Below are 20,309 nucleotides of genomic sequence, written 5' to 3'. Positions count from 1 at the left end.
CAGAATGAAATTTGGTATTGATAAAGAAGGCAGAAAAGTACATTATAAAAATGCTTTACAATGGAAACAATATTTTTGCCCTTATTGTATAGAAAAACTAGTTCTGAGGAATGGTAAAAAGCCTTGTTTTGCACATAATGTGATAAAAGAGAGAACACCTTTGCAGCGTATGTGTCCTGAGTATCATGAAAGTTTAGGGTATAGTAAAATTGATAATGCAACTGATGTTGCATATGTGATGAACGGTGGAATTCCATTGTATTTGTGTAATGATGGGAATAGGTTTGAACTCCGTGCCTATTTTCCTACTATAAGTGAAAATTGCAGAAATAAATTGATACAAAATCGGGCAGAAGTTCTTATTAACAAAAAGAAGTGGTGCTGTATAGAAAATTTAAGTTATTATAGAGTATATGATATTACCAAATGGATAGATATCAGTATTAAACCTAAATTAGGTACAGAATTTAAAGAAGTAAAAAGGAAATGGCTGTATGGAATAAAAGGCATTGATATAAAAAATGACATATATTACTCAAGTGAAAATGGAGGATATCGTGTAGCTATAAAAGCTAATATTTATGTTGGTAAAAAATATAGAATGATGTTTTTGGAAAAAGCACCTTGGGTTAATGGTATTGTATTTAAAAATGTAGGTCAAATTAAATTGAAAGAAAACTGCAAACAGAAAGTATTTAATATATATGAGATGAAAATTATAAAATTTACAGAAGAGGTAAGACAGTTTATAGAAGGAAAAAGGTATCATCTTGCTGATAAAATAAGTGAAATTATACCTTTGTGGCCGCCTGCTGTGTGTGATGGAAAAGAACTTACTTTTAATGGTGATACAGCATGGTTTTATCATTTACCTAACAATAGTAGTGAATACCTTTACGAAATACAAGATGGGAAAATGTATTTTTTATCGGGTAATAGAGTCTTTAAAATCTCTGATATATCTGCATTTAGTGAGAAAGTCGTTGTAATTACAAATAAAATAATTAAAGATCAAAAAATATTAGACAATACAGACGATACAAATGTTTCAGCAGAGATTAAGTATATTTTAAATTATAAAAAAAGATTAAACTATAAAAATTTATTAGAAGTTAAAATAATAATGAAAGATATTAGAGGAAATATCATCGATTATAACAAGGATAATAATTCTGTCCCTGAAAAAGGTATTTTGTCTATGGATTCTAATGTTCCGATTATAGCAAGAGTGATGAAAGGTAATTATTGTATATATTCGGGTAAATATGGCTTAGAGAAAATAGATTATGGAAGAACAATAAATATTGATTGCAGGGGATTTGGAAATATATATTACAGATATAATAGAGTTTGCAGGTATAGAAAAATAAATTGGAAAGGTATACGTGAAAAATTTTATATGTATAGAGGAGGAGTTACAGGTTCTGCAACTTATGAAAATAAAATATTAATGTACAAGCTTAGAAAAAATCTTACTAAAGAAAACAAAGATATATATAAAATCTTATATAAGTGGATTTGGACAGAAAAAGTACCTGTAAATCTGCAGGGACTTTTACATAAAATGGGGGAGAATTTATAATATAATGATTGAATTTGAAAAGTTGGATAAAAGTAAAATAAGATTAATAATAGAATTTTTTCTACCTATAACACCTGGGCTGATAGAATTTTTAAAGAAAAAAAGAAAACTGTTTGGAAATGAACTTGATGGAGCAGATTTAAAAATGAATTCACTGGTATTGCAAAGGAAAATACCAAATGTTTTTTCAAATGAGATTAAACGAAAAAATAGTGTGGTGATTAATTTTGTTGAAAAAAATGTAGGTGGAAGGTTAGATGAAATTAATCAATATATAAAATCAAAATTTGGCTCAATGCAAAATATAGAAAAGACAATACAAAGTAATAGAGAAGAAAATTATATAAAGTTATTAGATATTTTATTAGAAAAAATGGAGTCAAAATATATAGGAAAAAGTATGGAATGGGTTTCGTTATTTTTGAATTTAAATGGGATTTATATTAATGAACAGCAACGAGAAATGATTGAAAACAGTATTGAAAAGGTTGTTGAACTCAGGAAAATAGAAAAGCGGGTGCTAAAAGAAGAAGAAAAATTAGAAATAAAATATGAGAAAGAACTTAAAGCTATAGAAAATAAATTCAAAAATGAAAATCAGATTTTAAGCTCACAAATTTTGGAAAAAGAAAGGGCTATTGAAAATATAAATCAAATGCTTAATGAAAAAAATGAATATATAGATGAACAACAGAAGAACTATGATTATTTAAAAGAGAAATCAGAGTCTTTAGAATCTAAGATTGGTGAAATCAAGAAAGAATTAAATGATAACAAAGAAAAATGGCAGCAAAATATAATTAAGGAAAAGCAGAAAAATCAAAAGTTAGAAAATATAAATGAAGATCAAAATAAAAAGATTGAGTATCTAGAAAATGAATTAAATCGACGATATGAAAATTATAGCAGTGAATACAAAGCAAGGTGGGAAAAAGAGAATCAGTTGGTAATAGATAAAAAAATATATGAAAAGAATAGTTTAAAGGAAAATGTTAGAAAATTAAAAAAAGAAATTATAAACTTAAATGAGGAAAAAGAAAAATCTCGGAAAAGATTAAAAGAATATAATGGTGTAGTAAGTGGTTTTATTAATAATATTGATAAAGAACTTATTAGATCAGCCCTAGAATCTTCGGTTTTAAATATAAAAGAATTACAAGAAAAAGAAAATAACATGCAATTGTATATTAAATATCAAATTAAGTGTAATAAAATGGAGCTTTTTAATGGTATAGATGAAGAAGAATGGAGCAATACAATATTAGATAATCTTAAAAATATAGGTGTAGTGGAAGATAGATATGAATGGTCAGATTACATAATAAGTGTATTAGCAGCTAGAATGATACCCCTTATTGTTGGGTACAGGACTAGAGAAATTGCCAAAGCCATAAGTTGTTCATATGCAGGAGAAACACCTTATATTATCACTCTATCGCCAGGATATAATAAAGTAAATGAATTGATAGATCTTTATCATAATTCTGAAGCTAAAGTTATTTTAATAGAAAATGCAATAGGTCAGATGAATGAATCCTTGTTGCTTCCACTCTTTAAAGAATATGTTGAATCGAAAGAAGATAATAAAATTATATTGTTATCGTGTGAAGATATTAATATGGCTAATTTAATACCATCATATTTATTTGAATATTTGGCACTTATTAAAATATCAAATATTAGACCGGTAGTGCAATTTGATTATAATTATGCCGATAATATGAAAATATTGCAATCAATTAGAAAGAGTAAATTGAATATAGAGGATAGTTATAAAAAGCTAAAAAGACTGCTTGAATATATTGAAGCTGAAGATTCCTATATAATTACTAGAAGTTTGATACTAGCTTATTTGTGTAATATGGAAGATGTGGGAAGTGCTCTTAAATGTTTAAGTATATGTGATTTAAAATCAATGTTTAAAGATGATGTAAGAGAAAAAATCGGGAGTAATATAGATAACTATCCTGATTATTTTGCACAGGAGTTAAAGGAATCTATAGTAGGTGATTGATATGGATGAATTGATACTACAAATTTCGAGAGATTTAAGAATGTATCCTTTTGATGGCGAGACGGCTGAGGAATATGGCAATAGAGTGATATATTGTGCATTGGCAGCATGGGCAAAAGTTCAAATCCTAGGAAATTCCTATGTTGAAATAATGAATGAAACTGAAAGAGAATATCCATGCGTAAGTCAACGCTATGTAAATGAAAGACTAAGACATGTTGCTAATGGGTTAGTTAATGCAATTCCTCATTTAAAAAAGTGGACAGAAGTAAATGACACCCGGTCAGTAAAAAAAGAGTTGAGTAATTATATAATTGAAAAATTGATTTTTTGTTATCAAATAAATAAAACATGTAAAACACAGTGGCTGACATCATCACCTGAGCGAATAGTATATTTTAAAAACAATGAATTGATTTTGGGTGGTGTAGATTGGAACAGTAGTCTTAAAGGGGCTTGTGCTGTTGGCTTGGGAGAATGGAGAAATAAAAAGCAACAATGTGAACCTAATTATAGGAAAGTGTTTAATATACCTGAATGCAACTTAGAGGAATATTATAGATCTTTAGAAGAAAATGCTTCCTGGCAGCTAGATGAATTAGAAGATGACTATGAATATTTTAGTGGAGAAAATGGCTTGTGGCACAGCAAAGCCTGGAGAAAACTTAATAGATCATGTATTCCTAATGGTATTTCATTACTTAGAAGAAGTGATCAGAAATGCAATTATGTTTTACTGTATCATGAAAAAGGAAAATTTTTTACGGCCAAACTGGATGAATGGTATTATAGGGAGAAAGAGATAAACAGAATTATGTATGCTTTGGATTATTATCGTGGTAAGCCTGCAATATTTAAAGCAAAAACAAATGGAAAAATAATAGAATTGCATTGCCATAGTAGATTACCTGATGCAGAGACCAGAATACTTTTAATGTCATCCTGGCCTAAAAGAACGTATGACGATATTTATTTAAGAGAAATTCCTGTATTTATGTGGGAAGATATAGAAGATATGCTGGATGGATTAGGGATTCAAGTAGTATTTAAATAACTATAGAAAGGAGAAAAATAGTGAGTCAATTAGGAATCAGAAAGATACATGAAAAGCTAAAGGAAAAACTTGCAAATTATATTAAGGCTCAATATTTTGCAGAAAATGATTTGTTACTAGAAGCTACAAAATCAATGTTAAATGAAGAAGGTGTATTGTTCCGGGAGCCTTTTATTGAAGTAACACAAAATTATAAGGTTGAGATAGAAGGATTTAAAAATGCAGATTTGGATGAAAATATAAAGAGATACTTAGATTATTTAGTAAAAAATAATTTAGGTGTTTTTGATACACCTTTTTCACATCAAGTTAAAGCACTCGAAGCTTTTTATCATGATAAAGATATGTTAGTTACGACTGGGACTGGTTCAGGTAAAACAGAATGTTTTCTTTGGCCTATATTAACTGAGATGATAGGACAAGCAGCTGCTGATATAAATAATTGGGAACAAGAAGGTATAAGAGCACTTATTTTATATCCAATGAATGCTCTAGTATCAGATCAACTGGGAAGAATACGCAATATTGTAGGAAGAGCAGATGATGCTTATATGAACCTTATGAAACAGGAAAGTAATAATGATGTCAGAAGATTAAGGTTTGGTATGTATACGGGACGTACACCTTATTCAGGAAAAGAAGATAAAAATAAAAATAAGAAGCTTTCTAAATTATTGAAAAGTACATATTATCAAAAAGGTGAATATAAGAAAATGTTATATGAAGAATTGAAAAAAGCAGGAAAAATTCCAGCTAAAGATTTAAATGCTTTTATTTGTGCCCTGGATAAGGGAATTCAAGTAACCGGGGAGAATGATGCTGAACTTCTGACGCGTACTGAAATGCAGAAAATATGCCCTGATATCCTTATTACTAATTACAGTATGCTTGAATTTATGCTTATGAGACCTATTGAGCAGTGCTTTTGGGAAAAGACAAGAAAATGGTTAAAACGTTCAATAAATAATAAACTTTTATTAGTCATAGATGAAGCTCATATGTATAGAGGTGCTGCAGGGGGAGAAGTTTCTTTACTTATTAGAAGACTATTGGATAAGTTAGATATTAGCAGAGAACAAGTTAAATGTATATTAACTAGTGCTAGTGTACCGCCTAACAGTGAAAAGGAATTACGAGAATTTGCTTGTGGTTTAACAGGGCAAAGTTTGAAAAAAGATAAATTTTCTATTATTGAAGGAGAGAAAACGCTGCTACTAGGTCATGAAAAAGGTAATAAAGAAGATGTGAATTGCCTTTTACAGCTTGACTATGATAAATTACAGGGTGATGAAAAGAATTTAAAGGATCAGCTTATTATACTCTCGCAATCATTCAAGTGGGGGAAAATTACAGATAATTATAATGATTGGCTCTATGAAAAATTATCTAAATATCCACCTATGTTGGAACTGATTAGATTATGCAGTGGTAGTGCTGTTCCATTTAAGAAAATTGCCAAATGTGTTTTTAAAGGAGTTTCTCAAGAAGATGCAGAAAAGGCAACGGAGATTTTATTAGCATTAGGAGCATTATCACGATCTAGAGATGGTAAGGTATTACTTTCAGCTAAAGTGCATTTATTATTCAGGGGAATAAATGGTATATATGCTTGTATAAACCCGGAGTGTAAAGATAATCATGAAATAATGGGAATAAAAATAGGACATATTAGCAATCAGCCTAATTTTACATGTCCTAAATGTGGAGGAAGGGTTTTTGAGCTTGTCGGAGATAGACGATGTGGCACATTATTTATTCGAGCATTTAAAGAAAGTGAAGATATGGGATATCACACGTTTTTATGGCAGGATAGCAGTAAATTTATCGATAATCCTAGAGAAATACATTTGTGGTTGGCACCAAAGTATAGAACTAAAGATGATATATTTAAAGAGGGAGTAAAAAATAGTAAATCAAGAAAAGAATCTATATTTGGATATATTAACAGTCAGACAGGAATTTTATATGAAGGAGAAGAATTTTCTAATAAAAAAGGATTTATTAGAGTATTAATACCGAGAACTTATGATAAAGATAAAAAAATGTATACTTTTAAGATGTGTCCCAATTGCGGGAGAGAAAAAAATAATCCAACACCATTTAGGGTAAGGGGAAATGAACCTTTTGCCAATTTAGTTACAGAGCAGTTGATAGATCAGCCAGTTAAAAATGCAAAATTGAAGAATGAGGGAAAAAAAGTGCTCCTGTTTTCTGACAGTAGGCAGCGTGCAGCTACACTAGCACGTGATTTGACAATAGCGACTGATGGAGATGCAGGAAGACAAGCCATTTTTATGGCGCAAAAAGAGTTAAATAAAAGATATGGTGAAGAGCAGAAATCGCTTGATATATTGTATTATGCATTTCTTAAGGTTGTTGAGGAAAATAATATTTCATTTTTTTATGGAGATGAAAAAAAAGAATTTAATGAACAATTAGAACGTTATAGAGATATGTATGGTAGTAAAAATAAAAAAGGGTTAGATTATGAAAGAATGGCGAGAAGGTTAGGAACTCCACCTAAAATGTTTTATCAGCTTCTTTTAAAAAACATCAGTGATAGTTATCGTTCTTTTAATAACCTTTGCTTAGGACAAATTGTTCTTTTAGAAAAAGGTGAAGATGCAGAGGAATTGGAGGAATTAGTATTAAAAGGAGTAAAAAGAAATACTGGATTAGATGTAAATATTATTAGAAATATATATAATACATGGATTCAAAATATTTTAGTTAAAGATATAGCTATATTTCCATCAGTATCTGATGAAGTGAGGAACAGTATATTACCTTTCGATAAAGGGAACTTAGGTATTAGAGAAGAAGATAAGTTTCCTAAATATTTGATTGAAATACTAAAGTCAAATGGAATAAATAAAAATCAGATAGAAGAGATGAGAAGAAATTTTGTTTTACTGCTTACTGATGTAAACAAAGACAGCCATGTATCTCATAATAATAGATATTTGCTGTCGAGCAATTTGATGTTAAAAACAAATGAAAATGGTAAATGGTATAGATGCAATAGGTGTTCAGGCACATCTACATTTACTTTATTTGATAGTTGTATTTATTGTGGCAGTAAGGATTATTTATCAGAGATGTCACAAAAAGACTTAGAAAGATATGATTTTTGGAGAAAGCCTGTAATAGAAGCGATACAAGGAAGAAAAATTAAGAACTTTGTGACTGACGAGCATACAGCACAATTATCTCATAAAAGCCAAGAAAATGATGTTTGGGCAACTACGGAAAAAAATGAAATGCTTTTTAGAAATATTTTAATAAAAAAGAATAGTGAGCCAATTGACATTTTAAGTTGTACGACTACTATGGAGGTAGGAATTGATATTGGGTCATTAACAGCAGTTGGCTTGAGAAATATACCGCCTATGAGGGAAAACTATCAACAACGTTCCGGACGTGCAGGAAGGAAAGGTGCAGCTGTTTCTACCATTGTAACATATACAGAAAATGGACCGCATGATGCATGGTATTTTAATCATCCAGGAGAGATTATTTCAGGTAATCCCAGAATACCCTGGATTGACTATACTAATGAAAAACTAATCGGAAGACATCTGAATTTGATTTTATTACAAGAATTTTTTATGTCCTATGAAATGAGTATGGCTGACATAGATGTTATAAATTTCTTTTCAGAGGAAGTAAAGCCCAATTATCTAAATTTCATTGAATGGCTAAAAGATAGATTACCATTGTCACAAGAAAGAGTAAGAAGACTCATACCTGATGAAATTTCAATTAGTTGGGATAAATATGAAAAAGATATAACAAAGCAGCTTCAAGAAATAAAAGTAAAAGTTAATAAAAATCCAATTATTTACAGGGCAAGTAAAAAATGTGAAGAAGACGAAAAAGAGAAATATATTTCATTGATGAATGAGCTCTTTACGGAAGGCCTATTGCCAACATACTCTTTCCCAAGAGATATTGTACATTTTTGGGTTGAAGATAAATATGGTAAAGTAGAACAAAGTCCTGAAAGAAGTATTGATATTGCCCTTAGTGAATATGCTCCGGGCCGTATGCTTGTTATTGATAAAAAGTCCTATATTTCAGGCGGTTTATATGATTATTATACTAAGTATAATAAGGAATATGCATATAAAGCTGCGGAACCATGGTTAAAGATGAATGAATATAATAAACGCATTTATTGTTGTGAGAATCATGACTGTGGATGGTTTGGATTAGAAAACAAAACAGGAGTTTGTCCATTGTGTGGAGGTAGTTTAAGGGAAGAAATTTTGATTAAACCTTGGGGATTTACAGCAAGAGATGGAATGAAAATTCCAGAAGTGAGAGATAATCAAGAATACTCCATTGTAAGTAAACCTTCCTATGCTTCAGTTTATGGTGATACAAGTAAAATGGATTCAATATCAAAAACAGGGCTGATTTGTATGGAAAATAGAAAAGATCAGCAATTGATTCTCGTCAATAAAGGACCTGATGATGAAGGTTTTGATTTATGTACTAAATGTGGTGCCATTGATCCATGTGTAAGCTCGGGTAAAGATAAAAAAGAACGAAAGAGACCGTATAAAGTTTCTTATAAATGGAAGAAAGATATGCAAGAATGTTCTCATACGAGACAAAAAGTATTTTTGGGCTGTGATATACATACTGATATGCTCGTTTTAGAATTAAAATTGGAAAATGAATATATTAATATTGCTAAAGATAGTTTAAACATATGGGTAATACCCGCAGCGACATCATTATCTGAAGCATTAGCACTAGCAGCTAGTAAGGTCTTGGATATTGAATTTAGTGATTTAAGATCAGGATATCGGTTAAGATATGGTAAGGAAAGTATTTATGTAGATATATATTTATATGATAGTTTATCAAGTGGAGCTGGATATGCAAATAGAGTTGCAGATCTAATAGAGGAAGTGATGGACGAAGCTGAAAATAGATTAAAAAAATGTAATTGTGAAACAGCATGCCCAAATTGTTTGCAAAATTTTTGGAATCAATCTATCAGGGCAAATTTGGATCGCAAGGCAGGATTACAGTTGTTAAACTGGGTGAGAAAGGGTGAATTAGCTGAAGTTGATCAAAAAAAAGAAATTGATTATATGAAAACACTTGAAGAAATAGCACAATTGCAGGAAGAACCAGGTCACATTATAAAAGGAGAAAATAATTATTGGATAAATATAGGAACACTAAAGAAAAAAATAAAAATATATCCTGCAATGTGCAATATGAATAAAATAGATAGAGATAAAGAGACAATTTTAATACCTGATAGATTGTTTAAGGTGTCTATTGCAAATGTGTGGAAAATAGTAGAGAAATATATTTATAATAAATCTAATTTATAAATTAGATTAGATCGTGTCTGAAAACTAAATATTGCGCAAAAATCGAGTTTTAGGTAAAATAAAAAACTCGGAGGTTGCAAATATGGCATGAAAACGTTATGAAATATTGGATGAACAATGGGATCAAATAAAAAATTTAATTCCAATAGCAAAAACAGGAAGATCTCCAAAAGATAACTGACTTATATTTAATGCCATACTATGGACTGCAAGAAGTGGTGTAGTATAGCGTGATGATTTACCAGAACATTTTGGTCCATGGAAAACTGTATGCAGCCGTTTTTGTAAGTGGCGTAATGATGGTACTTTAGTAACAATTTTTAGAGAATTAACTTCAGAGGCAGATTATGAAAAATTAAGCATTGACTCAACATGTATAAAAGCTCACCAGCATAGTACTGGTGCTAAAAAGGGGCTTATAAACAGTGAAACAAAACAGCATATTGGACTAAGCTGTGGTGGATATATCATAAAAATTCATGCAGTTGTTGACGTGCTTGGTAATCTAATCTATTTTCAATTATCATCTGGTAATTTACATGATAGTACACAGGCTGTAGATGTTTTTTCCAACATTGATATAAAAGATAGTAATATCTTGGCAGATAAAGCATACGGTACAAACCAAATTAGAGAATATATTATTTTCAAGAAGGTCTTATATACTATTCAACTAAAATCTAATGCAAAAAACCCGTGGGCTTGTGAATGTATAAAGAACGTCATTTGGTAAATGAAATTGAAAAATATTATGATAAGAAATATGATTTCATTTTAGTAGATTTACCATCGGTATTTAATGCATTAGTGAGATCAGCTTTATATTGCTCAGATTATTTTTTAGTTCCATGTATCCCAGATTCTTTTTCTGCATATTGTGTTGGATTAATTGGTGAAGTATTACCAATGTTTATTAATGATTGGCAGCAGGGTAAATCGAGATATATAAATTTAAATAAATATGATAAATTGATACTTACAAAGGGGCAACCCAAATTTGCAGGATGGGTTTTTAATGGATTTGAAACAAGAAAGAATAAGAAAACAGGAGTAGATAAAGCACAATTTGAAAGAATAAAATATGTAGTGGAAAAAAGTTGGTTAAAAGTTTAGATGCAATAGATGCATATAAATGTTTACCAAAATTCTTGACTACTGAACCAGTAGCTAAGATTGAAGATTTAAATATTATGGCTCCTAATAGTATTATTCAAAATTTACCAATTAAATATTTACATAAGTCAAGACCTATACGAGATATTGGTAGAGGAGCTTGGGCAAAAACACAAGTTGATCTAATGAAAAATACGGATAAAAGATTTGATAATTTAGTATGATATATAATTTATAATTTTTGAAAGTAAAGTATATTAAATAGGGTTATTAGTAGACGATTACTATTAAAATTGCATAGGAATTTCCATTGGTAATTTACGATAATACTGATATACACAATGATTGAGTAATTAAATTTATGAAATAATAGACCAGGTGGTAAATAAAATGAAATATTCATTTTCTAAAAAGGAATTTTTAAGTGTTTAAAATAAATTATATGATACAATTGAAGGCATAATACTTAAAGAAAACATTATAGCTAATATAGATTATAATTTAGTTGAACGAGAAATACTTTATAAGCTAGAAAATTAATAAAGAGCTGAAAATTATTGATATTTATAATAATAATATTTCTTGGATTAATAATGATGAATTTAGATTAATAAAAAATATTATGGAACAATTTAATACTGATGAACATGTGAAGATTTTTAAAGAAATCAGAAATCCTTTTACACATAGAAGCAATCCAGGAATAGACTGTATTTCACTAAAAAGTTTTGAATATAAAAAACCGAATCTGTTAACATGAAAAATGCTTTTGCAAATGGATGAAAGACTGGGAATAAAAAATGCAAAGAAATTTAATTACATAATTACTCCAGCTGCTCCACTAGAGAAACAAATAAAATTTGAAGATATTATAGATGCATGGAAATTATTTATTGGTGGATTGGGAAGTTTACTTAAAAATGCAGCAATATTAAAGGAATATATAAGTGAATTTGAAAAAGTAGAAAATGAATAAAAATAAATAATATTTTTAATAATAATATAAATCTATAAGTAAAAAGCTCAAAAAGATACATATGTAAAAATATTTTTTACATATGTATCTTTTTTTACAATATTGGTCTATAATATAAGTAAGGAGGTAATAGTATGGATATAGCAGAAAAGTATGGTGAAATGCAGTTAAAATCTTATATATACGACAATAGATATAAAATAGGCTCTAACATTCTTCAATTTATTAGAGATAATGGGTACACTAAGTCATCTTTTTCAAAATTAGCTGGTATTTCCAGACCGACTATTGATAAATTGGTTAAGGGTGAAATAGACAACAATACAACACTAAAAAAGCATGTGGATAAGATTATTGCAACCTTTAATATAAATCTTGAAGAATTGATGGATTATAAACATCTGGAGTCAGAAAGTAAATGTAGAATTGTAGCATCTGATAATGCACCGGAGGAATATAAATTAAGTGACAGTGCTAAGAGAATGTTGGGATTTTTAGATGATATAATAGATCTTTATGAAGTTTATAATGAGGATAGGTAGGTTGATAAATATGTCTCAATATATAACATCTCAGAATTTAAATGAAGTTATACAAGCAAATAAAAAAATAAGGAATGAAATTGAAAACTTTAAAAGTGATTTCTTTATTAATTATAACAAAATTGGAATAACTGGTTTTGATAAGTTAGCTTTTGAAGTTCTAAAGAAAAATTATAATTTAATACAGCTGCCAATAGATGACGAATATTGGGGGGGAGCCATATTTATTAGAAATAATTTCAAAATACCTGTCATTAATTCAGCACAGCCTAGAGTTTATCAATTTTTTATTGCATGGCATGAAATATTTCATTTACTTTATGATAATTCCATAGCTGAGGGACAGCACAATATAAAAGCGGAAAAAATGGAACTGAATGAGAGAAAAGCAGATTACTTTGCTGCCAGAATGTTATTGGGAGATGTCTATAAATATTATTATTCACTGGAAAGTGATGAGTTCATAAATAAAATTGCCAGGTGCGTGGATGTATTCAAAGCACCCTATAAGGCTGTATTAATCCAGTTATACGAGGATGCCGTAGATGTGTTCAATGACATTGGATTGAAAAGACTTATAATTGAAAATTTCGATAAGAAGCCAGAAAATCTAGTTGAGTTGTTTGAAAACTTGGAATTGGATACTGATTTGGTTAAACCATCTAATATAATAAGTTTTGGGGGATTGGATAAAAAGATAGAATTATTGTCAAAAAAAGAACCGGATGTTGATTATCACAGAGACAATTTGAAATTTTTAAATAAACTCAAGGATCTAATGAAGGGAGAGCTAAATAATGGAAATAATTCAGGTAAAGAAATTCATTGAAATATTAAGTTCCAGTACTCCTAAAAAAATTGGGATCCTTGATAATAATACAATTAGTTTTTTAATAAATGTAAGTGAATATATTTGTATAGAAAAAATATTGACAAATTATGATCTGCTACTAATACCTAATTGGGTTTATGAAGAAGTAAGAGATTCAAAAGGAAGAGTAGGTTATATAGAGAAAATTTTCAACAAAGGCATAAAAATTTTTGTGGTAGATGAGAGAGATTATGAAAAGTTAATAAATTATAAAACAGTATGGCTGTATAAATTTTTTCTCTATTCCTCATATAAAATTGGTGAGTTAAAAAGTTTTATAAAGAGATATATTGAAAAAGGCCAAGCATTGGAAGAATTAGAAGATTATCAAGTTTGGCTGAACTTATTATATCATAATGGATTTGAAGGTAAAATGCTTAAAAATGGAAGAATGAAAAAGAAAAATGCAGGTGAGATTTCCATAAGTGTTTTGGCCTTGACTATGTCATATATCTATTTTAAGGCAAATCATACTGTAACTATATTGTCCAATGATAGGGATACGTATGATTTTATTGAGTTTGCGAAGTTAAAATTATCAAAAGATAGTATGTTTATAGAATTAAAAGAAAGTTCTATAACGTTTAAATCTAATGATTTCATAATTAAAGAAAGTTATTTAAATAACTATATAAATTATAGACAGGATATTTGTTCTATTATAAGATTTAGAGATGAAAAGAGGGTTAAGTATACAAAAAATGCACTTGATACTTCAGTTGAAGAACATGATGAAATTTTAAGCAATGAAGCTTTTATAGAAAATTTAAAGGACAGTACTTTTAATATTATATTTTGATAGATAATTATATTTATGTATTTAATTGCTATTTCAATAAAGGTGTCGTTGGTGGTTTCAGTATCGAATGAATATATAAGGCATATTTTGTCAGGTAAATTAAGTAGAAAGGTCAAGTGTAAATGACCCATAGGTCGCTATAATTCTCTGCCGACCCTTTGAAAACCATGTCCTGGAAATAGCTTGATAATCCCGGATCATTGATTCATCTTCAAAAAGAATATGGTTGATATTTCCGTTTCAAAAAGAATATGGTTGATATTTCCGTCAATCAGGTTTTTTTAAAACCTCAAATTCTTGTTTAAAGGCTTCCTGCTTTTTTTCATCTGCTTTTGCCAGGGGTATACGTTGGCCGTATATAACTGAGATTTAATCTGTGGAACACTTGAAGCATTCCTCTATTACTGTATTCGATATGGAAATTGTCACTAACCCATTTACGGGCTATGTTGGCATTCCAGTTTTTGCGGTTTCCGAGCCCTAATTGGTCCGGAGTTTTTATAGTTATTATTTCATATAACTTTTTTTCCTGGTCTTTGCTGAGAAAACCAGGGCTGCCATTACTTTTGCCAATTCTTAAGCCATCTGCTCTATTTCGCTTGTATGAGTTAATATAAATACCTATAGTATGGGGATTCAAGTCCATTATTTTAGCTATATGAGCATTTGTATAGCCTTTTAGATGCAATAATATAACTTGATATCTGACATGCATACGTTTATTATCAGTGATTCTCAATAGTTTCTTTAGCACCTTAATTTCTTCTTTTTCATTAATATTTTCATTATGCATGGCTATACCTCCAATAATGATTTGTATTTACATAATATCATTATTAGACTAAAATTATAAAACTTAATTATTTCCAGTGCATAATATTCTATGCGTCATATATAGATAAAGCAAAAAATGAATTTATGGTTATTTCACCGTATATTTCAAGCAATCCTTTTCTTATTTTGATGGAGTTGTATAACCACAGTAATCAATCTATAACTAAGTTATACCTTGGTATTTCTCAAGATGACATAGATGATGTTTATCGTTTAGCAGAATTATAATGAAAAATTTTAGAGACTTTTATCTATTTATGTGTATAAAAATAATACAATATGTACATGATGTATATATAATATATTCACAAAATTAGTTTTTTGTTATATAATATAATAAAAAAGAGGTGATATTTATATGGCTCTTAGGACAATTAATATCCGTGTTGATGAATAATTATTAGTAAAAGCTGTATGTCTATTTGATGATTTTGGCATTAATACAACTTCTGCAATTAATGTTTTTTTGAGGGGAGTTGTGAGAGAAAGAAAGATACCTTTTGATATTGCTGCCAGTGAACCATTTTACAGTGAATCTAATATGAAACATTTGAAAAAATCTATAGATCAGCTTAACGAGGGTAAAGGTAAAATACACGATATTGTTGAGGTGAAGAATGAAGAAACTATGGTCTGATGAAGCTTGGAAAGATTATATTTATTGGCAATCGCGGGATAAAAAAGCGTTAAAAAGAATAAATAAACTTATTAAAGATATTGATCGAAATGGGTATGATGGTATTGGGGAACCAGAGCCTTTAAAATATGAACTACAAGGATTCTGGAGCAGAAGAATTGATGAAGTCAACCGTTTAGTATATCGTATTGAAAATGATCAAATTGAAATAGCTCAATGTAAGACACATTATGAAAAATAATATTTTTTAGGATTTAAATTATAAAAATTATTCATATAGCAAAATACAAAAAATGTGTTCATCATGAACACATTTTTTGTAGAATTATTTTTAAAAAAGTTTCTTCTAATTCTTCATCACCTGTACCTTTTTGTTATGTTGCTGCCCTATCTGCTTCAGCAATTAAGGATTCAACTGCAGGTCTTACTTCTCCAGTTATTTCTTTAAAATTATTAATTAACTCTGTACCAGAATACCCTTGTTTAGTAAAATCCTCGGATTGAAAAGACTTATAATTGAAAATTTTGGCAAGAAGCCAGGAAATTTAATTGAGTTGCTTGAAAACTTAGAATTGGATACTGATTTGGTTAAGCCATCTAATATAATAAGTTTTGGAGGATTGGATAAAAAAATAGAGCTATTGTCGAAAAAAGAACCGGATGTTGATTATCACAAGGACAATTTGAAATTTTTAAATAAACTCAGGGATCTGATTAAGGGAGCTTAATAAAGGCATATTTTATCAGGTAAATTAAGTGGAAAAGTTACTTGGACGAAGTGAGACTTATAATTCTTATATTCTATGGTATAATATCTGTAATAAGAAGGATGGATTATGAACTTAGTCTGCTTGATTAAATTATAGGTTTGAATAATAGATAGGTCTTGTCAGGTACTATCTATTATTTATTTTCTATTTTAATATCTGACTTTTTACCAGACAGTGCCACTATACAAACAGCAGTAATTGAAAATAAACTGAAGAACAATATTAAATATCCTTCTGACATAAATACATCATCTCTTCTTCATACGCAGACAACCCATGAATAAAGAAGAGGTAACCATGTAAATTTTTCTTATTATATTTTAGATCATATCATATACTCTAATTGCTGAAAACTAAAAGCAAGAAAGACATAGTAAAAATTCATACAGTGATTTATAATATTTAGGAGAGTATAAATATTTTTTAGACAGCCGCCTCCCGGGTTTTATCTCTCACAAAAGGAGCTGTTGCGGTAATTGACAGCAGAGGAGGTGGCGGCATGAGTGGATATATTGTTATTACGGATATGGTATGTGTTACTATAGTCGGTGTAGTGGGTATTTTTTCTATACTCGCATACTTGAAAGAAAGAGCTGTTCTTAAATATAAGAATAACTCCAGTGTCAGTGGCAATGAAATTTCAATTACCGTTGATGATAATAAAGATAGAAACTCAAAAAATTAAAATGCACTCTGGCACAAGTGCATTTTAATAAACTAAACTAAAAAAGTATAAACATTTAAAACCGCAATGGCTTCTTTTAAATATATTATAACATATTTTTTGAAAATTAAACTTGATTTTTGGGTAAATTATCAGATAGATTTGAAAAATTATTTTAAGGGCAGATGAAAATTATGGAATCGATACCTGATAAAATAAATAATGAAAAGCAGGAAAATACATACTTTGATATTAAAAATAAAGAAATAGAGGATAGTACTTATCTCGTAAATAATAAATTAATAGTAAATTCGCATAGAGGGAATCTGTTAAATGAACTCAAAAGGTGTCTGAGTCAATGTGAAAAATTTTATTTCAGTGTGGCTTTTATTAATTTCAGCGGGTTACAGCTTTTATTGGATAGTTTTAAAGAACTTGAAGAAAAGAGAGTCAAAGGGAGAATTATAACTTCTACATATCTCAATTTTACTGAACCAAAGGCGCTCGAAAGAATAAGGAAGTTTGGTAATATTGATTTAAAAGTTTTTATTGCTTCCGGAGATAAGGGTTTTCACACTAAAGCTTATATTTTTGAAAATAGTGAAAGTTACAAGATTATTATAGGATCATCCAACATGACTCAAAGGGCTTTAAAAAGTAATGTAGAGTGGAATGTGAGGACAATTTTAAAAAAGGATGACAGCTTTTGCTGCCAGGTTCTTGAGGAATATTTAAATTTGTGGAAAATAACTTCTGTTGTAGATGATAGATTTTTAAACAGCTATGGAAATTTTTTGAGAGAAATCAAAAAAAGAAGACATGATGAAACACTATATTTTAGTAATTATGAAATAGTAAAGCCAAATGATATGCAGATCGAAGCTATGAAAAATTTAGAAAGACTCAGGGCTTCAGGTGAGAAAAAAGCACTGATTATTGCAGCTACCGGTACAGGCAAAACTTATTTATCAGCTTTTGATATTATGAATTACAATCCTAAAAAGATGCTCTTTTTGGTTCATAGAGAAGAAATTTTAAGAAGTGCTGAAAATACTTTTTCAAAACTGGTGAAAAATAAACATAGAACATTAGGACTTTTAACAGGTTCAAGCAAAGACTTGAATTGTGATTATTTATTTTCAACAATAAAATCCATGAATAATTATTTAGAACATTTTAGCAGAAATGAATTTGATTATATTATTCTAGATGAAGCTCACCATGCATCAAGCTTATCTTATAAAAGAATTTTGGAGTATTTCAGGCCGGATTTTTTACTTGGAATGACTGCTACACCTGAAAGATGTGACAGAGAGAGTATATTTGATATTTTTGATAATAATGTGGCACTGGAAGTTAGACTTAGGGAAGCACTGGAATTGAATTTAGTTATTCCTTTTCACTATTTTGGTATAACAGATATTGATTCTATTGATTTAAGTGATGTTAACATGAAAGATGTGGACGAAATAGTCAAGCGGCTCAAAGTAAATGAACGGGTGGATTTTATTATAGAAAAGATGAATTTCTATGGATATGATGGAAAAAGGAGAAAGTGCATAGGCTTTTGTGCAAATATTGACCATGCCCAATATATGACTTCTGAATTCAATAAGCGGGGTATAAAAAGTGTGTACCTGACGGGAAAAAATTCTGCTGATGAAAGGAAAGAGTACATAGAGAAACTTGAAGATGATAATGATGAACTGGAAATTATATTTACTGTGGATATCTTTAATGAAGGTGTAGATATACCATCTGTTAATTTGATTTTAATGCTCAGGCCTACCACATCTCCTGTAGTATTTATACAGCAGCTTGGACGAGGACTTAGAAAGTGCATGGAAAAGAGCTTTTTAACGGTGCTGGATTTTATAGGCAATTATAAAAGAGCATTTTTAATTGCCATAGCACTTAATGGTTCAAGATATTATGATAAGGACAGTTTGAAGGTGGCAGTGGCGACCGAATTTGAGGATTTACACGGTTGTACTAATATTCAAATGGACAGGATTGTCCAGGAGAGAATATTAAAGCAGCTGGATGAAGAAAATTTTAATTCCATGAAATATTTAAAGGAAGAGTATATGGAGTTTAAGAAGATGAATGGAGGAAGAGTCCCATATTTTTTAATGGATTATATGAAATATGACGGAGCACCTGATCCACTCAAGTTTGTTTATAAGGAAAAGATTTATACTGCATTTGTAGCTAAAATGGAAAAAGATGAAGGATTGAAAGAATTGCTGCAAAATGATGACTTTTTTAAAGTCCTGAAAAAATTCACAGGAAAGCTGCCCATAAAAAGAGTATATGAATTCAGCATAATAAAATATCTTTTAAATCATCAAAATATAAATCTTGAGCAGGCTAAAAATGAAATTTTAAAACATATTGAATATGTGGATGATAAAAGCATTCATCATGCTTTTAAATGTTTGAATCAGAATTATTGTGACAAAGCTGAAATAAATGGTACTATTAGATGTTTTGAATTAAAGGATAGAGAATTATATTCTGCCTGGGATTTTAAAAAGTTAACACATAACAGGGAATATAGAAAATATATAGAGGATATTATAAATTATGGACTCATAAGATATGAGAAGGAATTTTCCAATAAGTATTATGGAGTGCCATTTTTTAAGCTGTATATGCAGTATAAAATGACGGATACTGCATTGTTGTCAAATTATGAAAAAGCTCACAGCTCTTTTAGGGGAAGCGGTCTTATAAGTAATGGCAGTGAATATTTTATTTTTGTAGATTTGCATAAGGAAGAAGGAATTAAGGAAAGTATTAATTACAAGGATAAATTTATAAATGAAGGCCTTTTTCAGTGGCAGAGCCCAAATAGTACATCTCAAAATTCTGAGAGAGGGCAAAATATAATACACAATAAAGGGAGAAGTGTAAATTTACATATTTTTATAAGAAAATACAGACAGATAGATGGATTGACTCAGCCCTATATCTATATAGGAAAGGGAAATGTAATAGAGTATCAGGGAGAAAAGCCTATAACGGTAAAGATAAAGCTGGAAAATCAAGTGCCATTTGGATTGTATAATGAATTTGTCAAAAAAGTATAGCAGATTT

The 20,309-nt window shown here is 29.4% G+C and carries 15 protein-coding genes and 2 pseudogenes; 16 read left to right on the top strand and 1 reads right to left on the bottom strand.

All coding sequences use genetic code 11. The features are described from left to right. The first annotated feature begins 4 nt into the window (after nt 1–4). From ACFHWD_RS01265 to ACFHWD_RS01215, 11 genes and pseudogenes are all read left to right on the top strand, one after another. The gene (locus tag ACFHWD_RS01265; protein ID WP_106010493.1) at nt 5–1,582 is read left to right on the top strand and encodes a hypothetical protein; all 1,578 of its coding nucleotides are present in this window, start codon (nt 5–7) and stop codon (nt 1,580–1,582) included. A 4-nt stretch (nt 1,583–1,586) separates the two neighbouring features. Further along, nucleotides 1,587–3,596 (top strand): hypothetical protein, encoded by a 2,010-nt coding sequence (locus ACFHWD_RS01260; RefSeq protein WP_229980507.1) that lies wholly within the window; start codon nt 1,587–1,589, stop codon nt 3,594–3,596. A gap of 1 nt (nt 3,597) precedes the next feature. Continuing rightward, nucleotides 3,598–4,650, top strand: a complete 1,053-nt coding sequence (locus ACFHWD_RS01255) for a hypothetical protein (RefSeq protein ID WP_106010495.1) — start codon at nt 3,598–3,600, stop codon at nt 4,648–4,650. A 20-nt stretch (nt 4,651–4,670) separates the two neighbouring features. Continuing rightward, nucleotides 4,671–10,004, top strand: a complete 5,334-nt coding sequence (locus tag ACFHWD_RS01250; RefSeq protein WP_229980505.1) for a DEAD/DEAH box helicase — start codon at nt 4,671–4,673, stop codon at nt 10,002–10,004. A 247-nt stretch (nt 10,005–10,251) separates the two neighbouring features. Continuing rightward, nucleotides 10,252–10,737, top strand: a pseudogene (locus tag ACFHWD_RS01245) (IS5 family transposase); the annotation flags it as partial. Next, nucleotides 10,713–11,117, top strand: coding sequence for an AAA family ATPase (locus ACFHWD_RS01240; RefSeq protein WP_229980504.1), 405 nt, complete (start codon nt 10,713–10,715; stop codon nt 11,115–11,117). The pseudogene ACFHWD_RS01245 and the gene ACFHWD_RS01240, both read left to right, overlap by 25 nt. Then, nucleotides 11,102–11,341 (top strand): hypothetical protein, encoded by a 240-nt coding sequence (locus ACFHWD_RS01235; RefSeq protein ID WP_229980503.1) that lies wholly within the window; start codon nt 11,102–11,104, stop codon nt 11,339–11,341. The genes ACFHWD_RS01240 and ACFHWD_RS01235 overlap by 16 nt, the downstream gene beginning before the upstream one ends. A 551-nt stretch (nt 11,342–11,892) precedes the next feature. Next, nucleotides 11,893–12,093, top strand: coding sequence for a hypothetical protein (locus ACFHWD_RS01230; protein ID WP_229980502.1), 201 nt, complete (start codon nt 11,893–11,895; stop codon nt 12,091–12,093). A gap of 134 nt (nt 12,094–12,227) precedes the next feature. After that, nucleotides 12,228–12,635, top strand: a complete 408-nt coding sequence (locus ACFHWD_RS01225) for a helix-turn-helix transcriptional regulator (RefSeq protein ID WP_229980501.1) — start codon at nt 12,228–12,230, stop codon at nt 12,633–12,635. Between the two features lie 10 nt (nt 12,636–12,645). Continuing rightward, nucleotides 12,646–13,464 carry an ImmA/IrrE family metallo-endopeptidase gene (locus ACFHWD_RS01220; RefSeq protein WP_229980500.1) on the top strand — a complete coding sequence of 273 codons (819 nt, stop codon included), beginning with the start codon at nt 12,646–12,648 and terminating at the stop codon, nt 13,462–13,464. Beyond that, complete coding sequence (locus ACFHWD_RS01215) at nt 13,433–14,305, top strand: hypothetical protein (protein ID WP_229980499.1); 873 nt, start codon at nt 13,433–13,435, stop codon at nt 14,303–14,305. The genes ACFHWD_RS01220 and ACFHWD_RS01215 overlap by 32 nt, the downstream gene beginning before the upstream one ends. Nucleotides 14,306–14,627: 322 nt before the next feature. Here ACFHWD_RS01215 and ACFHWD_RS01210 read toward each other — a convergent pair whose 3' ends face one another. After that, nucleotides 14,628–15,098, bottom strand: coding sequence for a winged helix-turn-helix domain-containing protein (locus tag ACFHWD_RS01210; protein ID WP_229980498.1), 471 nt, complete (start codon nt 15,096–15,098; stop codon nt 14,628–14,630). Between the two features lie 471 nt (nt 15,099–15,569). Here ACFHWD_RS01210 and ACFHWD_RS01205 point away from each other — a divergent pair. The 5 genes and pseudogenes from ACFHWD_RS01205 to ACFHWD_RS01185 form a co-directional block, all read left to right on the top strand. Continuing rightward, nucleotides 15,570–15,776 (top strand): annotated as a pseudogene (locus ACFHWD_RS01205) (type II toxin-antitoxin system antitoxin, RelB/DinJ family); the annotation flags it as partial. Next, entirely contained in the window at nt 15,757–16,017 is a 261-nt protein-coding gene (locus ACFHWD_RS01200) for a Txe/YoeB family addiction module toxin (protein WP_229980495.1), read from the top strand. The pseudogene ACFHWD_RS01205 and the gene ACFHWD_RS01200, both read left to right, overlap by 20 nt. 238 nt (nt 16,018–16,255) lie before the next feature. Beyond that, the gene (locus ACFHWD_RS01195; RefSeq protein ID WP_229980493.1) at nt 16,256–16,504 is read left to right on the top strand and encodes a hypothetical protein; all 249 of its coding nucleotides are present in this window, start codon (nt 16,256–16,258) and stop codon (nt 16,502–16,504) included. Between the two features lie 541 nt (nt 16,505–17,045). Further along, on the top strand, nt 17,046–17,231 hold the full coding sequence (locus ACFHWD_RS01190) for a hypothetical protein (RefSeq protein WP_229980492.1): 186 nt from the start codon (nt 17,046–17,048) through the stop codon (nt 17,229–17,231). Nucleotides 17,232–17,404: 173 nt separating this feature from the next. Continuing rightward, nucleotides 17,405–20,302 (top strand): DEAD/DEAH box helicase, encoded by a 2,898-nt coding sequence (locus tag ACFHWD_RS01185; RefSeq protein ID WP_378059888.1) that lies wholly within the window; start codon nt 17,405–17,407, stop codon nt 20,300–20,302. Nucleotides 20,303–20,309 lie beyond the last annotated feature (7 nt).

This window comes from Clostridium sp. MT-14, assembly GCF_042436595.1.
Taxonomy (GTDB): Bacteria; Bacillota; Clostridia; order Clostridiales; family Clostridiaceae; genus Clostridium_B; species Clostridium_B aromativorans.
This window is presented reverse-complemented; position numbering and strand designations above follow the sequence as displayed.